The sequence below is a fragment of the Salinibacter sp. 10B genome (assembly GCF_002954405.1).
Lineage (GTDB): Bacteria > Bacteroidota > Rhodothermia > Rhodothermales > Salinibacteraceae > Salinibacter.
Genome location: NZ_MQWC01000004.1, coordinates 1,704,460 through 1,723,208, shown reverse-complemented (window position 1 = coordinate 1,723,208; position 18,749 = coordinate 1,704,460). Strand labels below are relative to the sequence as shown.

Sequence of the window (18,749 nt, the reverse complement as noted above, 5' to 3'; positions counted from 1 at the left end):
GATGGGCGTTCGGCACGGAGCGCCCCCCTCACAAGGAGCGCGGAGGCGGGCACGGCTTCTTTTGCGCCCCGAACGAAGTGAGGAAGTAGTTTAGGGCTGCGCCCCGAACGAAGTGAGGAAGTAGTTTAGGGCTGCGCCCCGAACGAAGTGAGGAAGTAGTTTAGGGCTGCGCCCCGAACGAAGTGAGGAAGTAATCCCGGACAGCCTGACTTGTATAGAGCGAAAATTTCGTTCGCGTACGGTGATTGAAATCGGTTTCATTGAGGCGTTCCACCAAGGAAATACGCCGGTCGGAGGTCTCACGGAGACACAGACGACCCACACATCTTTTTCGATAGATACATTGGACTCATGAACGAGCACATCTCTTCTGGTCTCGCGTTCTTCTCGTTTCGGGCGACAGGCCTTGTCGGGGCCTGTCTTCTCGGACTGGTCCTTCTCGTGGGAGGGACCGGTTTGCGCCCGTCGGGGGAATGGGGAGGCGCCCCGTTCGGCATTGCCAACGACACCATTCGTACCAGTAGTGAGTTTGTCGATCATTATCGGGCTGGGGGCTCGGCCGACTGGCCGGACGATGTCCAGGGCCGGGTCGATTCGGTCCTGGCCCGGATGACCCTTGAAGAGAAGGTCGGTCAGATGACTCAGCTTGAAATCGGGATGGTGACGGGGGGAGAGCATCCGGAAACGATCGATCCCGAGAAGCTCGAAAAAGCCGTTCAGGATTATCACGTTGGCTCCATTTTAAATGTCGGAGCAGGAGCGTACTCACTGGACCACTGGCACGAAACGATCACCGCCATTCAGGAATCTGCGCAGGAGACGCGTCTACAGATTCCGGTGATTTACGGCATCGACGCTGTCCACGGGGCCAACTACACGCAGGAGTCAGTGCTCTTTCCGCAACAATTGGGCATGGGGGCCACCTGGAATCCGCGGCTCGTGGAGCAAGCCGCCGCCATCACGGCACGCGACGTGCGGGCCTCGGGCATCCCGTGGAATTTTTCGCCGGTGCTGGACGTGGGGCGGGAGCCGGTATGGCCCCGCCTTTACGAGACCTTCAGCGAAGATCCGTACCTGTCGAACGTGCTGGGACTGGCGATGGTACGGGGCTATCAGGGAACCGACACATCGGCCCCCGACAAGGTGGCCGCCACACTTAAACACTACGTCGGCTACTCGGGGCCGGAGACAGGCATGGATCGCACGCCCGCCCGTCTCACCGAATCGGAACTGCGGGAGAAATTCTTGCCGCCGTTTCGCGAAGCGGTGGATGCGGGAGCACTCAGCATCATGGTCAACTCCGGCGAGGTGAACGGCGTGCCGGCCCACGCCAGCCACTATTTGTTGACGGACCTACTGCGGACGGAGCTGGGCTTTCGGGGGCTTGTCGTATCCGACTGGCGCGACATCAAGAAGCTGGTCGACTTTCACCACACGGCGACCACCGAGCGGGAGGCGACGAAGCAGGCCGTCATGGCCGGGGTCGACATGAGCATGGTGCCGTCGGACTACTCTTTCTACACCCACCTGCTCGACCTCGTGCGGGACGGCGAGGTCCCGGAGGCGCGCATCAACGAGGCCGTGCGCCGTATTCTCTCAGTTAAGTTTGCCCTGGGCCTGTTCGAAGATCCGACGGCGGGCATGGAGCTGGCTGACGAGGTGGGCAGTGCGTCGGATCGACGGGCTGCGCTTCAGGCGGCGCGCGAGTCTGTCACGTTGCTTCGCAATGAAAATGATCTCCTCCCCCTGAGTGGAGATGAACAGGTGCTCGTGACGGGGCCGACGGCCAACTCCATGAAATCCCTCCACAACGGCTGGACGTACACGTGGCAAGGACAGGGGCTTGCCGAGCAGATGTTTCCGGACCGCCCTACGATCGTAGAGGCCATTCGCAATCAGGCCGGCGACGGACAGGTGCAGCACGTGCCGGGGACGACGCTGGACGAGGTGCAGGACATTGAGGCGGTCGTTTCGGCAGCCCAGTCGTCCGACGTGGTGGTGATGGCCCTTGGGGAGGGAGCGTATGCCGAGACCCCAGGCAACATTGGGAGTCTTGAACTGCCGGAAGCCCAGCAGAGATTGCTCGAGCGCGTCTCCAGCGAGACCGATACTCCAATTGCGCTCCTGTTGGTTGAAGGGCGTCCACGGGTCATTGGGGATAGTGCCTACGCGCCGGCGGCGGTGGCCGTCGCTTATAATCCAGCTCAAGAAGGAGGCCAGGCCATCGCAGAGGTGCTCTATGGCGAGGTCAATCCGTCGGGGCATCTCCCCGTCACGTACCCGCGCGTGCCGGTGGGGGCGGTGCCCTACGACCACACCTACTCGGTGGGCGAGGGGCAGCAATCCGAGGTCATGCAGGGGCAGGCCGATGCCGTAGGGCCGCTCTTCGACTTCGGCGCGGGCCTTTCGTACACAACGTTTGAGTACGGCAACCTCACCGTTGAGGATACGACCTGGAGCACCGATGCCATCGCACAGGGCGATTCCCTGTCTGTGTCTGTGACGATCGAAAATACCGGCGACCGGTCCGGAAAAGATGTCGTACAGCTCTACGTGCAGGATCACGTGGCGTCCCTCACCCCCTCGGTAAAAGAACTGCGTCGCTTCGCGAAGGTGGACCTGGCCCCAGGCGAGATGCAGACGCTTACGTTTCAACTGGGCCGCGAGGACCTAGAATTTATCGATCAGCAGGGACGCTCCGTCGTGGAGCCGGGACGATTTAGCGTGGAGGTCGACACGTTGACACAGGAACTGACGTTGGAGGGGGATCGACTCTCGAGCGACGTGGCTCCTGCGCTTCGCTCTTCAGAATAACCCCGCCCACACAATGGGTTTTCAAGACGCATCTTTCTCGCACGGAGGAGATCCCCCCGGAGACGGCTGGAGCGAGGGGATCCCGCTTTGGGACCGGGGGTCTCTGTTCGTGCTCGTTCTTCTCGTTGGAGGGGTGGTGGGGTGCACTGGGGCCGGCTCGACGCCCGATCGGGGCGGGGCGCACGGAGAGCCGTCCGGCTGGCCCAATGATCCGGAGTGGGTTCAGGTGTGGGGCGACGAGTTTGCGGACGAGGGACTGCCCGATTCGACGAAGTGGACCTACGAAACTGGGGGGCACGGCTGGGGGAACGAGGAGCTCCAGTACTATACCGAGGCCCGACGCAAGAATGCTAGGGTCGAGGACGGCCACCTCATCATTGAGGCACACGAGGAGTCGTACAACGGGAGAGCGTACACGTCGGCCCGGCTCAATTCGGAGCCCTCTTGGACGTATGGCCGCTTTGAAATCCGGGCACGGGTTCCTGCCGGACGGGGCACCTGGCCGGCGGTCTGGTTACTGGCGTCCCAGGACACGTACGGCGATCAGTACTGGCCCGACAACGGCGAGATCGACATCATGGAGCACGTGGGGCACGATCCCAACGTCGTTCACAGCACCGTTCATACCAAAGCGTACAATCACGTGAAGGGCACCCAGCGGGGGCGTTCCATGGACGTGCCGGATGCGACATCCGCGTTTCACGTTTATGCGGTGGAGTGGACGCCGGACGAGATCCGGTCGTACGTGGATGGGGAGTTGTATTTCCGATTTGTACGGCCGTCGTCGCCCGATTACACGAAGTGGCCCTTCAATCACGATTTCCACCTCATCCTAAACGTGGCAGTGGGCGGGGGCTGGGGCGGGGCGGAAGGCGTGGCCGACGACATTTGGCCGGAGCGCATGGTGGTGGACTACGTTCGGGTGTATAAACCCGAAGGAGAGGTTGAGCCGAGCCCTTCGGATTCGTGAGACGACAATGCCGAGCCTCAACCTGTGTCGTCGAGCGCACCGTTCAGGCGGCCGCGCACGAGTTGGCAGAGGGCGGTGAGCGTCGGGTCGGTGATAGAGTAGTAGACGTGTACCCCGTCGCGCCGCCGCGTGAGGAGGTCGGCTTCGGCCATGCGACTCAGGTGCTTGCTCACGTTGGCCTGCCGTTGGCCCGTTGCCTCGACGAGGTCGCTCACGCCCATCTCGCCCTGGGTGTGGAGGACATTGAGGATCTCCAGGCGCACCGGTTCGCCCAGCAGGCGAAAGCGCTCGGCCACGGCCTCACGCTGGTCGGGGGGGACGAGAGCGGGCATGGGGGCGTGATGCGTGAATCGTGATGTGTGAATTGAGAGAGCGGACGTGCGGTCCCGCGTGTCCTCGTCCAGGCGTCACGGATCACGCTTCGATCCGACCCAGCCGCGAATGTACAGGGGCACGATTGGTGGAGAACGCGCTCGCCCGCTAAAAGGTGAGGCGGAGCCGGGCGTTGAGGGTGCGAGGCGTAAGGCGTTTGGGAATGCGGGTAATGTTGGCCCCGGCGCCCGCCCAGCTGTAGGCAACGGTATTGTCCATGTCGAAGAGGTTGAGTACCTCTAGCGTCAGGTCGAGGGTCACCGGTTCGGAGAGGCCCTTCTCGGCCAATTCAAGCTCTTTGGTCGCCCCGACGTCCACGCGCCGGTAGGCCGGAAGGCGCTGGGCCATCCGTTCCCCGGGCACCCGTTGCTGGACGCGATCGTCGGTTCCCTGTTCTGGATTGACGGTGGTGTACGGCAGTCCGCTTCCATACAAGAGACGCAGGTGCAGCTTCCACGACTTGTCGCCCGGCACGTAGTCCTGCACGAACGCCGAAAAGGTGTGGCGCTGATCGGTAGGGCGCGGCATCCAGCCCTGCGTGTTCGAATCCTGGAACTCTTGCTTAAAGTTTTCCCGGGCCACCATAAAGCTGTAGTTGAACCAGCTTTTGAGCCCCGGCACGAACTCTCCCCGAAGCTGGAGATCCAGCCCGTAGGTGTAGCCGTAGGCGTCGTTCTCGCCCGAGTAGTTGACGCGAATATCTTCGATCGTGTAGGAGATAATGTTGTTCAGATCCTTGTAGTACGCCTCCGCCCGGAGGTAGAGGCGACTCTCAGGAAAGAAGTACTCGCCGCCCGCTACGATCTGCATCGACCGCTGCGACTGGAGGTCGCGATTGAGGATATCGTCGATTGTGTCGTCTCCCTGGGGCGTGCCCCGAAGTTCCCGGTACGCGGGTTGCTGGGAGTAGATGCCCCAAGAGCCGTTCAGGGACAGGCGCTCGTTGTACTTGAAACGAGCCGAGAGGCGGGGGGAGATCGTCCATTCGTTGTTGAATGAGTAGTAGTCGGAGCGGAGGCCGCCCGTCACGACCATTCGATCGCGGGTGGAGAGCAGGTCGACGGCATCCTGCAGGTAGAAGCCCAGCTGATGTTCGTTGAAGGTGGCCTGATCCTTGAGGTCGTCGACGACGATGCGGTCGATGTTGACGTCCGGGTCGTTAATCACGAGAGCATTCTCCTCGTTCAGGCGGTCGTCGAAGTGCATGCGTCGGGCGCTCCATCCCCCCTCCAGTACGTGGCGGTCCAGTACCCATCGGTAGTGTCCGCTACCGGTCAGGCGCTCTACGTCCACGAGATTGTCCGCAAAGCGAATGCGCTCTACGTTCGTAACGGTCCGCGTGCAGTTGTCGGGGGTGTCTCCGGCCGTTGGAGAAACCTCGCAGATTCTTCCCTTGCTTGTGACGTCAAACGATTCCGTTTCTCGGGTGCCGAAGTATGAAATGTCGTGTTCGATGGAGATCCGCTCCGACAGATCGGTGTTCAGGCGAAGTCCCCCGAGCGTTGTCGTATACCCGTCCGTCCGCTTTCCGTTGAAGCTCGTTCGGAGCGCTTGAAAGTCCGAAGCGCTCGGGTCCTGAAGACTGATGACCCCGTAGTAGGTTGTGCGCTCCCGCGGCTCCAGCCGAAAGACGTGGTCCGCCCAGATGCCGAGGGCCTCGACCGACGTTCGGTCTGAGAGACGATACACGAGGCTCCCCTGCACGTCCTGAAAACGGGGGTCGTACTCGCCCTTCAGGTCCTGCGTATTGAAGAACTGCCCAGGCTGTGCACGGCGGGCGCCGACGGCCCACCCCAGGTCGCCGTCGAGGGCGGAGGACTGTGCATGCACGCTGGCGTCGAGCGTGGAGAGGGATGCCGATCCGGAGAGCGATTGCTCCTCGGGCTGGGCGTACTGCACGTCAAGGGCCGACGAGAGCTTGCCTCCGTAGCGCGGGGGGAATCCTCCTGTGTAAAAGGTGATGTCCGTCGCCATGTCGGGATTCAACAGCCCCAATCCTTCCTGCTCCCCTTGCCGCGCCCGAAAGGGCATGAACACCTCAAAGCCGTTGATGAAGATCAGGTTTTCGTTGTAGCCGCCGCCGCGGACGGAGTATTGCTGCGACAATTCATTATTTGTGGCGACGCCGGGCACCGTCTTGAGTGCGCGAAAGCCGTCCTTGAACGGCGTCGGGATGTTCTGCACGTCCTTCGGGTCGATTTCATACACCCCGGTTTCCTGTTGCACGCGGGTGTCGGTAACGGTGAGCCCGTCCATCTCCGTGATGCTGGAGGCGAGGGTCACGTTCAGCGTGGTCGGTCCCTGCTCCTCGTCCGTCACACGAACCGAGTCGACGCGAGTGGTGAAGCCAACCGAGGAGAACCGCAGGGCGTATCGGCCAGTGGGGAGGCGAAGCGAGTAGCGCCCGCTCGGGGTCGTTGCAGTGCCAAAGTCGGTGTCCTGCACGATCACCGTCACGCCTGGGAGCGGTGTGCCGTCGGCCGAGTCGGTAACGGTGCCCTGTACGGTGCCCCACCGCTGGGCCTGTACGGGCAGGACGAGGAGGGCGAGGCACGCACCGAGGAGAAACGAAGCAAGCGAACGCGGCACAATCAAAGGCGCGTTGTGAGAACAGCAGGCGGCGTAGCAGTATCGGGCAGGTACGTAGTGTGACGTTGGGAGAGGAGAGGGGGACGATGACCCTGCGCACATCAGAGCACGCGGCAACAACAGAGTCGCCAAACGCCGGGGCCCCCTGCGAAAGTTCCGGTTGAACAGGGGAGACGCGACGCGATTTGCCACAGGAATTTTGAACGAGCGGGGCCTTCGACGGAGGACCTCGACAAGGCCCTACAGCCCTAGGGACGTTAGAATGGAGAGCTCAGCGTAGGGGGCCACCAGGCCCAAGAGGGTGCCGGCGGTGGCCTGCCCCAGCGTATGGGCGCGGCTACGGACACGGGCCCATAGAAGGAGGGGCACGAGGATGCCTCCGGTTCCCAGCACTGTGCCACCAAGAAGAGAGGCGTTCATCAGAGAGCCCGGTACGTGGACGTGTACGAAGGCCAGTGTGCCCACTGCGCCCGCCACCGAAGCGCAGTGGATCGATATTTTCCACCACTGCGTGATGCCCATGAGCAGGATTGTGTTGAGGAGGTGACAGGCAAGCAGAGCGGCCAGCAGGAGTTGACCGTGCACTTCCACTGCACTCACCAGAAGAAGAGCTGCAAGTGTGGCCCCGAGGACGACGAGAAACGGTTCAGTTCGCTTGCTCCGATCCCGAATCTCGAGCGACCCGATGTCGCCCCGTGCTCGCATCCATCCAACATGGGCGAGGGGGACGATCCCGAGGAAGACGCCCCCGATGCTCGCCCCGATTGCGACGTCGCCGGCCGAGGCTCCGACGTGGGCCAGTACGAGCCCGTACACGAGCGGGGGAAGAATAAGCGGGTTGACGACGTAGCTCACGATGACGGCAATGGTGAGCCCGACGCCGGGTGGGGCCTCTACCTGAGGAGCCGAGAGAACAGACGAGTCAGAGGGCATGGAAGAGAGGCACAACGAGCGACACAGCGAACCGCAAGGCTACATGAGCGAAACGGTCAAGATGACCAATAGAACGACGGCGCCAACCAGGATGATTCCGTACGCGATCAGTAGGACCGTCATTTTGTTGAGAGTGGATAGCGGCGATTGTTTGTACACGTGTCGTAGGGCAAGAAAGAGATAAACAAAGGGCGAGGTGGCCAGCCACCAGTCGAGGGAGAGAGCCACGTTCCAGGCTCCGAGCAGGGCGCTAAGAGTGAAGGCAATAAAGGCCAGGGCGTGCACGTGTAGGGCAAAGATGAGGTGTTCGAGGTATAGCCGTTTATGTCCCAGGTACAGTGCCTTTAAGAGCAGGGCGAAGGTGGGCACCAGCAGAAACATGAGGTAGGGGGCCCGGTCGATCATGTCGCGAACGAAGTCGCGGGGAGTATGGAGAAGACGCAGCACCTTTGCTTCGACAGCGGACGGGGACGCCGAGTTGGCCTGCGTGTCTGCAGGGGGGCGACGGGGGGAAGGCACCACCATCTCCAGTAGGTTCTGCGAGCGGGAAAGAGCGGCGTCTGAGGGAGCGAGGGCGGCCTCAATCCCCGACACGTTCTGCTCGATCGCCGCGAGGGAGCCGGTCGAGTCGGCGGGAACGGCTCCTCGTGCTTGCATCTGAATCAGGGCGGTCCGCAGAGAATCGATCCGGTGCTGCGCAGCCTCGATGTCCTGCTGAACGGCCTCCGCGTCGGGACCGAACGAGAACGAAAGCCCGTTCAGGTTGGTGAACGCGAGCACAGTGAAGAGGAGGAAACTGGAGAACAGGTACAGGCGGAGGGGACGAATGTATCGTCGGCGCCGCCCCTCTATGTACTCGATCGTCAACCGGCCGGGCCGGAAGAAAAAAGTGGGGAGCGTTCTCACAATGCGCAGGTCGAGGTCCAAGAGGTCCTCAAGAAATTCGTTGCCTACCTGCCAGAGCGGCATCACGCGGGGCGTGGCGCGCTGGCCGCAGGTTCCGCAGTACGGAGTGTAGAGAGGGGCCTCGCAGTTCGGACAGCTCTTGGAAGAGGAGACGGGGTTCAGAGGCTCGGAGGCCGTAGAGGGCTCAGGAGAGGGCGTCTTTGCCGAGGGAGAAGACATTCGAACACGAGGAAGAAGGGCTGGACCGAGGGCGAGCGGGGCTGTCGAGATGGCCCGTTGTGATTAACACGGAGGGGGCGTACGATCTCCGAGTATGCTCAACGTGCCCTTCCTACTGCACAGCGTACCGTCACATCAGTAATATGGCTACGAGCAAGAGAAGAGCGAAGCCTGTGGCGAGTACGATGCTGTAGATTAGGAGCAAAATAGACGCTTTCAAGGTGGATTTGATGAGGCCCTGATCGTAGACATGGCTCATGGCCAGGATGAGGTACAGGAGAGGGGAGGCGTCCACCCAGGGCGCCGTTGCGTTCAGCCAGTCGATGCTCGACTCGTTCAGCAGAATGCCCACCGTGAACGCGAAGAAGGCCAGGGCGTGCACGTGCAGGCTGAAGATGAGGTGTTCAACGTAGAGGCGCCCACGCCGGATGTAGAGGAGCTTCAGTAGAAAGGCAAAGATCGGCAGCATGAGGAACATGAGATACGGTCCTCGATCGATCATGCTGCCGACGGCCTCCCACGGGTTTTCGACGGCCTGGGCCATCTTTTTCCGAAGGAGGGCTTCGAGGCGGGCGTTGGCGGTCGAGTCGCCGTAGATGGGGGCGTTGATTTGAACCGCATTCGTGTCTGTACGAATGCGCTCCGCAAGCTTTTTTCGGTGTTCGGGGTTGTTGAACAGGGAGCCCTCGCGGCTGCTTGTTGCGGCGGAGTCGGACGCCGTTGACGAGTCGGGAGCCGCGGCCGAGTCGGCGACGGTCGTTTCCTCCGTCGTATCGGATGAGGAGGAGAAGGAGGCCTGGATGGCCGTGTTCGGTGGGTTGAAGCGGGTCGTGCCCTGTGGGTCAAGGACGAAGCCGAAGTTTCCGGTCGTCGTCAGGGCGATCACGGCGAACAAAAGGAAGGTCGCGAACAGGTAGAGGCGGAAGGGCCGGATGTAGCGCTTCCGGCGCCCGTTGATGTACTCCTTGGTGAGGCGACCGGGCAGAAAAAGAAACTTGGGAAGCGTACGGAGGACGCGGAGGTCCAGCTCAAAGACGGCCTCCAGGGCCTCGTTGATCATGTGCCAGATCGGCACGATGCGGTCGGCGGCCTTCTGCCCGCACTGCGAGCAGTAGGGTCCGTCGAGCAACGCCCCGCAGTTTTCGCACTGATCTTCCCGCGGGCCGTCCTCGGCGGACGAAGCGGGATCGGCGTCGGGTCCGCCCTCCGCGTCCGGAGCCGCTGACGCTGCTGCAGAGCCGCCCGAAGCAGCCTCGGCCCCCGACGGATCGTCCTCTGCCTGCTTCTCGGCATTCTCGCCGGCGTCCGGCGTTTCGTCCAGATCGGCGAGGGCCTCGATCTGGGCCAACGCGTCCTCCGCCTCTTGCCGCGCCGCCTCGGGGTCCGACGCCGCCTCTTCGGACGGGTCCACGTCGTCGGCCCCCCCGCGATCGTCGAGGTCATCGAGATCGCCGAGGTTATCATCGTCGTCGGGGGGCGGCTCGGAGCCGGACGGCGGCACACTCATCGCGTCTCAAAACGAAATGAGAAGTGAAAGGCGACGATTGCCAATAATCTTTAGGTATTGTCATCCACGCACCCGAACCTGCAGATGTTACGCACCGAGGATTTCATATTCCGTATTTCGTATTACGTCAAGACCTCCCGGTCGCCACCTACGAAATACGCAATATCCGCCGTGCCCCGAGGCGTACGATGCTTCGGCGATTGCACTGCGTTCGACAGCGTCTCGATCCGGGTTAATACGCCTGGGCAAACAGCACGCGACCCTCGGACGGTTCGCCCGTGACCATGTCTTCGCCCGTGTCATGTTCGTCTCGGTCGAACGGAATGAGCCGGATGGTGGCCGACGTTTCGTCTTGAATGCGGGCCTCCGTTTCCTCGGTCCCGTCCCAGTGCGCCCAGACGAAGCCGCCCTCGTCGATGACCTCCCGGAACGTGTCGTAGTCGTCCACGACGTGGGTGTTGTTTTCCTCTCGCTCCAGCGCCTGATCGTAGAGGCCCTGCTGAACGTCGTCGAGGAGGGTGAGCACGCGGTCCACAATGCCCTGTTGCGGCACCACCTCTTTCGTTTGCGTGTCGCGGCGGGCCACCTCCACGTTGTCGTTTTCGAGGTCGCGTGGGCCTACGGCCAGCCGGATCGGTACGCCCCGCAACTCGTGCTCGCTGAAGCGCCAGCCCGGGCTTTGCGTGTGGTTGTCGTCCATCTTCACGCGGATGCCCTGGTCCTCCAGCTTTGCCTGCAGTTGCTCGCACTTCTCCATCACCGGTCCTTCCTGGTCGTCGTCGAAGAAGAGGGGCACAATCACGACTTGGTGTGGGGCCAGCTTGGGCGGCAGGACGAGGCCCTGGTCGTCAGAGTGCGTCATGATGAGGCCGCCGATGAGGCGCGTCGAGACGCCCCATGAGGTGGCCCAGACGTAGGTCTCTTCGTTGTTCTCGTCGGTGAACGTGCAGTCGAACGCCTTTGCAAAGTTTTGCCCGAGGAAGTGACTGGTGCCGGCCTGTAGGGCCTTGCCGTCCTGCATGAGCGCTTCGATGCAGTAGGTGTCCACCGCACCCGGGAAGCGTTCGCTAGCCGTCTTGCGGCCCTGTCGTACCGGCATAGCCATGTATTCCTCCGCAAACGTCGAGTAGACGTCCAACATCCGCTCGGCCTCCTCGACGGCCTCCTCGCGCGTGGCGTGGGCGGTGTGCCCCTCCTGCCACAGAAACTCGGCGGTCCGCAAAAAGAGGCGCGGCCGCATCTCCCAGCGGACGACGTTGGCCCACTGGTTGTAGAGCAGCGGCAGGTCGCGATACGACTGGATCCACTTGCTGTACGTGTCCCAGATGATGGTCTCCGACGTGGGCCGCACGATGTAGTTCTCACCGAGCTCCGACTCTGGGTCCGGAATCAAATTTCCCTCCTCGTCCTGCGTGAGGCGCGAGTGGGTGACCACGGCGCACTCCTTGGCAAAGCCCTCCACGTGCTCGGCCTCCCGCTCCATGAAGCGCTCCGGGATGAAGAGCGGGAAGTAGTAGTTTTCGTGGCCCGTATCCTTGAACATCTGGTCCAACTGGTCGCGCATGTTTTCCCACAGGGCCATGCCGTTGGGCTTGATAATCATGCACCCGCGGGCGGGCGAGTTTTCGGCCAGTTGGCCGTTGCGGACCACGTCCTGGTACCACTGCGAGTAGTCCTCGTCGCGAGGCGTCACTGCTTCTGCCATTGTCGTTAAGACTCGGTCGTTCGTGGAGGGTAAGGAGAGGCGGCTGTCCGGCGGTCCATACGGGGTCCGGACATCGGTTTTGCATAAGATAGGAGAAGCGGGACGCAGATATCAACGTATGCACCGCGTGTTTATCGATTCTCCCGATCTGATCGTAGGAATGTTGATCGCTGTCTCTTCCGAAAGGGAGTGTTCAAACGCCTCAGCGTCCACACGCCCATACCCCCAAACGTTTCAAGCGCAGTCTAGAACAGGAGGCCTCTGAGTCTTCCCCCTTCGAAAAGGATCGCAAGATCCGATCATCTATCGTTGACGGTTGCGGCGCTCCTTTCATATCTTACAGGCTGCTGCGCACTCACCGTTCTATTCTTCTTCTACGATTGACGCATGACGCCTGATCTGCTGCTTCGTGACGGCACGCTGGTGCACCCAGCGTCCGGCACTACCGAGACTGCCGATCTGCTCATCCGGAATGGGACCATCGCCGAGATTGGTACGGCCCTGTCGCCCGAAGGCGAGGTTCCCGTTTACGACGCGTCCGACAAGCTCATTTCGCCCGGCTGGATCGACATGCACGTCCACCTCCGGGAGCCGGGCTTCGAGCACAAAGAGACCATTGCGACCGGGGCCGACGCGGCGGCGGCCGGCGGGTTTACGGACGTGGCCTGCATGCCCAACACCGATCCGCCCCTCCATACGCGCGACGTGATTGAGTTTGTGAAAGAGCGGGCGGCCGACACGCTGGTGTCTGTGCATCCCATCGGGTGCGTTACGAAGGAGCGGGACGGCGAGGAACTGGCCGAACTGGCCGACCTGGCCGAGGGCGGCGCCGTGGCGTTCAGCGACGACGGAGCGCCTGTCCACGACGCGGGGCTCATGCGACGAGCGTTGGAGTACAGCACCATGCTCGATCGTCCCATCATCAACCACATGGAGGTGCCGTCGCTCAACCCCAGCGGGCAGATGCACGAGGGAGAAGTGTCGGCCCGTGTGGGACTCGACGGCATTCCGGGCCTTGCCGACGACGTTATGATCGCGAGAGATATAGAGCTGGCGGCCTTTACCGGCGGGCACGTCCACGTGGCCCACATCTCCACGGCCCGGGGCGTCGAGCTGGTGCGCCGGGCGAAGGCGCGCGACCTGCCCGTCACGGCGGAGGTTTGCACGCACCACGTGACCCTCACCGACGCGGCCGTCGAGCAGTCCGGCTTCGACACCCACACGAAGATGCACCCGCCCCTCCGCTCGCCCGAGGACGTGGAGGCCCTCAAAGAGGGATTGGCGGACGGCACGATCGACGCGCTGTGTACCGACCATGCCCCCCACGCGACTTTCGAGAAAGAAGTCGAGTTTGCCGCGGCGCCCTTCGGCATTACGGGATTGGAAACGGCCTGGGGCCTCATCGGACGCGAGCTCATCGATCCGGGCGTGCTGTCGGTCACCGAGGCCGTGCAGGCCTTCACCACCAAGCCCCGCGACATCTTGCGACTCGATCCGCCGACGTTGACCGAAGGCGAAGAGGCCTCACTCACCGTGTTTGATACGTCTACGCGCTGGACCTTCACTGAGGAGCACGTTCACTCGAAGAGTCACAACACCCCCTTCCTCGGCGACGAGCTCGTGGGGCGGCCCTGGGCGATTTACAACGACGGCCAATTTCTCCAGCAGGAGGCGTAGTCCTCAGTGGGGAGGGCTTCTGGAGCAGGGCCTGAATCGGGAAGACGTGATGCGTGAGTGCGAAACCGAGGCCTCACGTTCGTCACGCTTCTCTCGTCACGCTCACTAAAACGACGAGCGGTCCTGGTTTATGCCGGTTGTTTGCTTGGTCACTTCCCGGAGAAAGTCGTCCATGTGCCAGGCCACCACTTCGGGACGCTCCTCAGGAACGAAGTGGCCCGTGTCTTCGAGAAGACTCAGCGAGGCTTGCGGCAGCGTGTTCACGAGGCGCTTGGCCACGTCCACGGAAAAGAACGGATCCCGGTCGCCCCAGAGTACAAGGGTTGGCAGGTCGAGGGTTGGGAGGAGGGTTTCCGTTTCCCGGTAGGTCTCTTGGAGATTGGCGAGGCTACGGTGGAAGGTGCGCCACGTTTGCCGGCGTCCGGACGGGGTGAGGTGCTGGTCGAAGTCGGTCTTTCGGAAGGCGTCTTTGTTGTGAGTCGCAATGTGGTACAGGAGACGAAGGCCAGGACTTGTGCCGGTGAAAAGGCGAACGACGGCCCGGCCGAGTCCAGGAATGCTGGCGAGACGAAGAGGAAGTGGGACGAAGGGATCCGTGAAGAGGTTTGTCGCGGAGAGAACGAGCCCGTGAACCTCCTGGTCGGGAAAGAGCCGAAGCAGGGTTAACGCCACCGGTCCTCCAAAGTCGTGTCCTCCGAGGTATAAGGCCTCAATCTTGAGAGCCTGAAGCAGTTGATGCACGGCCTCGGCGTGCGCTTCCATGTAGAAGTCATGGTTGAGATGTAGTTCTTCCGTCAGGGATTCCGAGGCCCCGAATCCCCCGAGATCCGGGAGGATGACGTCATAGTGAGCGGCAAGGAGAGTGCCGGTCTGCTCCCAAGTATGAGCGGAGCCGGGGATGCCGTGTAAAAGCACGAGCGGCGGGCCGTCTCCCCCTCGGAGGTAGCTCAGAGAGCCGCGCTTGTGGCGAGTAAGAACCGAGGACATAGGGAAGGCGAACGGGCGAACGGACGGGGCAGAAAATCAAGATCGCCCGTGGGAGGGAGAAGAAACTGCGTCTTTTCTTCCGTCTGGTGGTGTACCATTGCCGCATTCGTTCGACGCAGGAGCCAGAGTTGACTCGGATCCCGTGTTCACGCGAGAGTTCTCGTCTGGGGAGCCGACCGGAGCGTCCCTATGGACGGCCGGGGCACGTTTGCATTCCGAATGTCGTTCACGACTGTTGTGCTCGGAACGGTAGGGGCGAGAGTTGGGCGGTCTTTCATGCTGAGAAGGACTGCACGCCGTTCTAGAGGGCAACGCGCATCGAGAGTAGCCGTTGAACCCATATTCCCTGCTGATCTCTCCGTTGTTTTTCCTGGGTTTGATACTGAAGTACTATGCTCGCCGCGATTGTGGGCCGGCCGAATGTTGGCAAGTCCACCCTCTTCAACCGCCTTACTGGCACCCGTCAGGCCATTGTCGACGATGAGTCGGGCGTCACGCGCGACCGAGTCTACGGGGAAGCCGAGTGGGAGGGGCGCACCATCCCGCTCGTCGACACCGGGGGCTATGTCCCCCGCTCCGACGACCCCTTCGAACGGGCCATTCGTGAGCAGGCCGAGACGGCCCTCGCGGATGCCGACGTGATTCTCTTCGTCGTAGACGTGACGACGGGCCTCACGGACGTGGACCAGGAGATTGCGCAGGTGCTCCGCACGGCGGACGCGCCGGTAATGGTGCTCGCCAACAAGGCCGACAACCAGGAGCGCGAGTGGGCGGCCAGCGAGTTTTATCAACTTGGGCTGGGAGAGGTGTATCCGGTCAGCGGAACGACGAAACGGGGGGTGGACGAGATGATGAGTGCACTCGTGGAGGCGTTGCCGGAGGAGACGGACGAGGAGACGCCCGACCGGACGCGCATCTCACTGGTGGGCAAGCCCAACGCGGGCAAGTCCTCGCTCGTAAACGCGACCCTCGGATTTGATCGGGCGATTGTGACCGAAACGCCCGGCACAACGCGCGACGCCGTTCACTCTGTGGTTCGCTATGAGGACCAAGAACTGCTGCTGATTGACACGGCCGGCATGCGGAAGACGTCCAAAACCGAGGGAGTTGAGTATTATGCGTCGGTGCGCAGCGAACAGACCATCCGGGACGGAGACGTGTGCATCCTGGTTCTCGATGCGACGGAGGAGATTCACAAGCAGGACCTGTCCGTCCTCACGACAGTCAATGAGCACAAGAAGGGCATGGTGATTGCCGTCAATAAGTGGGACTTGGTGCCCAAGGATGGCGGTACGATGGATCAGTTTACGAAGTACCTGCGCCAATATCTCGGCACGCTCGACCACGTGCCGCTGGTGTACACGTCTGCGGTTACGAAGCAGCGGGTCTACGACCTTTTGGACACCGCCCTGGAGGTGGCGGAAAAGCGCGCGCAGCGAGTGCAGACGAGCGACTTGAACGACGTAGTGCAGGCGGCGCTCCGGAAAAAGCACCCGCCATCAATGAGCAGTGGGGCCTTCGTCAAAATTAAGTACGCCACGCAGGTGCGCACAGCGCCTCCCGTTTTTGTGTTCTTTGCCAACCATCCGGAGGGCGTTCGGGACTCTTATAAGCGGTACCTTGAGGGCGAAATCCGCGAGGCGTTTGGGTATGACGGCGTGCCGCTCACGCTGGTGTTTAAAGAGAAGTAGGGGCAGGGAACGGACGCTGGCGGGATGGAGAGCCGTACAGGTCGAATTGGGAGACCGGTACGGGGAATCAGCGTATGGATATCTTCTTTTTCCCGAACCTACTGCATTTCGGGGTCGTACGAGCCCACCCATCGCAGAAAGACAATCCGATGTTTACCACCGATCTAAAGGACCGATCCGAGCGTATGCGATTGGGCCGAAAGGCCCGTGCGTACCTGGTCCACATCCTCACCGCATCGGGGGTGGCCTTTGCATTTTTGGCGATGGCCGAGGTGGTTCGGGCAGACCTCGATCCCCGCTGGGTCTTCGGGTGGCTTGCCCTCGCGGTGCTCATCGACGCGGCGGACGGGCCGTTGGCGCGAGCGTGGGACGTGAAGAGCCATGCCCCCCGCATCGTAGGAGGGACGATCGATCTCATCGTCGACTACCTGACGTTTACGTTCATTCCCCTGGTCCTCGTCTGGCGCATGGACTGGCTGCCCGGATGGGACGGCCTCTGGGTTACGCTCGTGATGGTGGCCAGTCTCTTCGGCTTTGCGAACACATCGGCCAAGCAGACAGAACAAGGGTTTTTTCTTGGGTTTCCTTCGCTCTGGAACGTGGTGGCCTACTACGTAGGCTTTATCGCCGTCGAGTATGGAGCAGCGGGAAGCTACGCGTCTCTGGCGGTTCTTTTCGTGCTTGCCGTGCTCACGCTTTTGCCCGTTCGGTTTGTGTACCCGAATCAAGTGGCGATGCCGTGGCGGGCGGTCGTCACCGTCGGGGGCGTGCTGTGGCTGGTCGTGCTACTTGCTCTGCTGCCGTCGTTTCCGACGCTGCCGGAGTGGGGGGGCGAGTGGGTGCTGTGGGGGTCGCTCGTCTTTCCGGCGTTCTACTTCGGACTTTCGGGCTGGCTCGACTGGAAGAATCGGGGCGACGGCCCGGACGGGTCGTCCGGCCTGTAGCCGATGCCGAGGCGGCGGCAGGTATCACGGGCTGCGGCTCGAACGGCCGGGTGACCGTGATGGGCATTGGTGCGGAGAGCTTCTGCCGGAACAGAAGAGGCCTCGTTCCACAGGGCCGGGGTCGACTCAGAGGAGGTCGCGGCGTTGGAGGGGGCATCTGTCGGCAGGGCGCCCGCCATTGCACAGGCGGCCCGTCGGGCCGGAGCGGGCGCATCCGATAGATGGTCGGCGACGAGCGAGGCAATCTCGTCTCCAAACGGGGCCGCAAGGGCGCGCAGAGCCTCGAGTGGATAGTCGTACTCTCCGGAAGTGGGAGAAGAGGGGGGATTGGATTGCAAAAGGTCAAAGAGGGTTCGGCAGGCATCCGGGCCGGCAAACAGCCGGAGCGACTCCGCCAGAGCGAAGTCGGGATCGGAGGCGGTGCAGAGCTGACGGCACGCCGTGGCTACGGCGTCATCCCACTCCAGCCAGAGTCCCCATGTGGCCAGTGCGGCCCCGTCGAGTGGAGACGTGCGCAGGTGGTCCGTCGTGGCTGTGAGATCCGGAGAGGGGTGGGCTTCCGGGCAGAACAGGCCCGCCGAGGTCGACACCGCGTGCACCCTGTCCTCATGCATGAGCACGTCGTACAGCTGAAGGGAGGAATTTTGGGAGGGCGGAAGGGTCGCGAGTGTTGTGAGGATGCGGTCGGCGGTCGCGCGGTCGTCGCGGAGGTAGGCCGTCCAGAGGGCTGCATCGCCCGCCAGGTGTTTTAGGCCAGTTGCGTGACCACTGCCGTCCGAGAGGTCGAGGCGGAGAGCGGTTCGAGAGCGACGGGGAATGACGACAGTGGCAGCGCCAGAGTGAAAGGGGCCGGAAATGTCGTCAAGGGCGGGCAATTCAACGTCGTCGAAGGCAACAAGCGGCTGAAGGGCCGACGGGGTGTAGGGAGGATCGAGGGCCCACAGGCCGTCGTTGCCCAGAAGGAGAAGGCGATCGGGGTTGGTTGGAGGGCTCCACCCCGCCAGCGGTTGGGCGAGGTCATGGGCTTCGAAGTGGGCCTGCTCTTCGAGCCCCTGTTCCGTAATTGAAAACAGGGTGTATGAGTCCGAATTGGCGTCGGGACAGAGCAGGAGGCCTCCGTACATCGGATGGGCGTCGGTAAACGTCGAGAGGTTTCGCCACCAGGCCCAGTCGGTGGCGCCGGCGGGAAGAAACCCAACGTGCGTACCGGCGCCGACGAGGAGCCCCGATTGAAGTTTGAAGCCCGAATCGAGTGCGGCAGGGGCTGGAGGAAGGGCATCCCATCCTGCATCGGGACGCCACAGGTGCGCTGAGGTCCCGGTCCACGTACAGAGCGCGCGTCCAAATGAACAGCCGCCATCCAATTCTGCTTCGCCGGAAGGGGGAGTGTAGGTCATAAGCGAAAATGATGACGTGGACGGATGAGTGCGGGGCC

At 62.3% G+C, this 18,749-nt stretch carries 13 protein-coding genes; 5 read left to right on the top strand and 8 right to left on the bottom strand.

Translation table 11 applies throughout. The annotated features are described in order from the left end of the window. The first annotated feature begins 351 nt into the window (after positions 1-351). On the top strand, positions 352-2,814 hold the full coding sequence (locus BSZ35_RS07285; RefSeq protein WP_105011815.1) for a glycoside hydrolase family 3 N-terminal domain-containing protein: 2,463 nt from the start codon (positions 352-354) through the stop codon (positions 2,812-2,814). Between the two features lie 109 nt (positions 2,815-2,923). After that, positions 2,924-3,784, top strand: coding sequence for a glycoside hydrolase family 16 protein (locus BSZ35_RS07280; RefSeq protein WP_258096124.1), 861 nt, complete (start codon positions 2,924-2,926; stop codon positions 3,782-3,784). A gap of 17 nt (positions 3,785-3,801) precedes the next feature. Here BSZ35_RS07280 and BSZ35_RS07275 read toward each other — a convergent pair whose 3' ends face one another. The 6 genes from BSZ35_RS07275 to proS all read right to left on the bottom strand — a co-directional run bounded on the left by BSZ35_RS07275 (position 3,802) and on the right by proS (position 12,015). Continuing rightward, the gene (locus BSZ35_RS07275; protein WP_105011813.1) at positions 3,802-4,116 is read right to left on the bottom strand and encodes a metalloregulator ArsR/SmtB family transcription factor; all 315 of its coding nucleotides are present in this window, start codon (positions 4,114-4,116) and stop codon (positions 3,802-3,804) included. Between the two features lie 148 nt (positions 4,117-4,264). Continuing rightward, a complete protein-coding gene (locus BSZ35_RS07270; RefSeq protein WP_258096123.1) occupies positions 4,265-6,745 on the bottom strand; it encodes a TonB-dependent receptor in 2,481 nt (826 codons plus the stop codon). Positions 6,746-6,985: 240 nt separating this feature from the next. Further along, positions 6,986-7,678 carry a hypothetical protein gene (locus BSZ35_RS07265; protein ID WP_105011811.1) on the bottom strand — a complete coding sequence of 231 codons (693 nt, stop codon included), beginning with the start codon at positions 7,676-7,678 and terminating at the stop codon, positions 6,986-6,988. Positions 7,679-7,717: 39 nt separating this feature from the next. Then, positions 7,718-8,803 carry a DUF3667 domain-containing protein gene (locus tag BSZ35_RS07260; protein ID WP_105011810.1) on the bottom strand — a complete coding sequence of 362 codons (1,086 nt, stop codon included), beginning with the start codon at positions 8,801-8,803 and terminating at the stop codon, positions 7,718-7,720. A 130-nt stretch (positions 8,804-8,933) separates the two neighbouring features. Further along, complete coding sequence (locus BSZ35_RS07255) at positions 8,934-10,310, bottom strand: DUF3667 domain-containing protein (RefSeq protein WP_105011809.1); 1,377 nt, start codon at positions 10,308-10,310, stop codon at positions 8,934-8,936. Positions 10,311-10,542: 232 nt separating this feature from the next. Beyond that, positions 10,543-12,015, bottom strand: a complete 1,473-nt coding sequence (gene proS, locus BSZ35_RS07250; RefSeq protein ID WP_105011808.1) for a proline--tRNA ligase — start codon at positions 12,013-12,015, stop codon at positions 10,543-10,545. Positions 12,016-12,402: 387 nt separating this feature from the next. Here proS and BSZ35_RS07245 point away from each other — a divergent pair, with 387 nt between their 5' ends. After that, entirely contained in the window at positions 12,403-13,692 is a 1,290-nt protein-coding gene (locus BSZ35_RS07245; RefSeq protein WP_105011807.1) for a dihydroorotase, read from the top strand. A 105-nt stretch (positions 13,693-13,797) separates the two neighbouring features. Here BSZ35_RS07245 and BSZ35_RS07240 read toward each other — a convergent pair whose 3' ends face one another. After that, on the bottom strand, positions 13,798-14,679 hold the full coding sequence (locus tag BSZ35_RS07240) for an alpha/beta hydrolase (protein ID WP_105011806.1): 882 nt from the start codon (positions 14,677-14,679) through the stop codon (positions 13,798-13,800). Between the two features lie 392 nt (positions 14,680-15,071). Between BSZ35_RS07240 and der the strand changes: the two genes are divergently transcribed. Beyond that, positions 15,072-16,370: a ribosome biogenesis GTPase Der gene (der, locus tag BSZ35_RS07235; protein ID WP_105011805.1), complete on the top strand. Its 1,299-nt coding sequence runs from the start codon at positions 15,072-15,074 to the stop codon at positions 16,368-16,370. A gap of 149 nt (positions 16,371-16,519) precedes the next feature. Continuing rightward, positions 16,520-17,314: a CDP-alcohol phosphatidyltransferase family protein gene (locus BSZ35_RS07230; protein WP_105013770.1), complete on the top strand. Its 795-nt coding sequence runs from the start codon at positions 16,520-16,522 to the stop codon at positions 17,312-17,314. On the opposite strand, the gene BSZ35_RS07225 is transcribed toward BSZ35_RS07230, so the two are convergent. Further along, complete coding sequence (locus BSZ35_RS07225) at positions 17,242-18,711, bottom strand: hypothetical protein (protein ID WP_105011804.1); 1,470 nt, start codon at positions 18,709-18,711, stop codon at positions 17,242-17,244. The two genes, BSZ35_RS07230 and BSZ35_RS07225, sit on opposite strands and share 73 nt — an antisense overlap. Between the last annotated feature and the right edge of the window lie 38 nt (positions 18,712-18,749).

Excerpts from the sequence above, each read along its gene's own strand:
- der (WP_105011805.1), top strand. The coding sequence starts at position 15,072 with ATGCTCGCCGCGATTGTGGGCCGGCCGAATGTTGGCAAGTCCACCCTC.
- BSZ35_RS07225 (WP_105011804.1), bottom strand. The coding sequence starts at position 18,711 with ATGACCTACACTCCCCCTTCCGGCGAAGCAGAATTGGATGGCGGCTGT.
- proS (WP_105011808.1), bottom strand. The coding sequence starts at position 12,015 with ATGGCAGAAGCAGTGACGCCTCGCGACGAGGACTACTCGCAGTGGTAC.
- BSZ35_RS07245 (WP_105011807.1), top strand. The coding sequence starts at position 12,403 with ATGACGCCTGATCTGCTGCTTCGTGACGGCACGCTGGTGCACCCAGCG.
- BSZ35_RS07275 (WP_105011813.1), bottom strand. The coding sequence starts at position 4,116 with ATGCCCGCTCTCGTCCCCCCCGACCAGCGTGAGGCCGTGGCCGAGCGC.
- BSZ35_RS07260 (WP_105011810.1), bottom strand. The coding sequence starts at position 8,803 with ATGTCTTCTCCCTCGGCAAAGACGCCCTCTCCTGAGCCCTCTACGGCC.
- BSZ35_RS07230 (WP_105013770.1), top strand. The coding sequence starts at position 16,520 with ATGTTTACCACCGATCTAAAGGACCGATCCGAGCGTATGCGATTGGGC.
- BSZ35_RS07265 (WP_105011811.1), bottom strand. The coding sequence starts at position 7,678 with ATGCCCTCTGACTCGTCTGTTCTCTCGGCTCCTCAGGTAGAGGCCCCA.
- BSZ35_RS07240 (WP_105011806.1), bottom strand. The coding sequence starts at position 14,679 with ATGTCCTCGGTTCTTACTCGCCACAAGCGCGGCTCTCTGAGCTACCTC.
- BSZ35_RS07255 (WP_105011809.1), bottom strand. The coding sequence starts at position 10,310 with ATGAGTGTGCCGCCGTCCGGCTCCGAGCCGCCCCCCGACGACGATGAT.
- BSZ35_RS07285 (WP_105011815.1), top strand. The coding sequence starts at position 352 with ATGAACGAGCACATCTCTTCTGGTCTCGCGTTCTTCTCGTTTCGGGCG.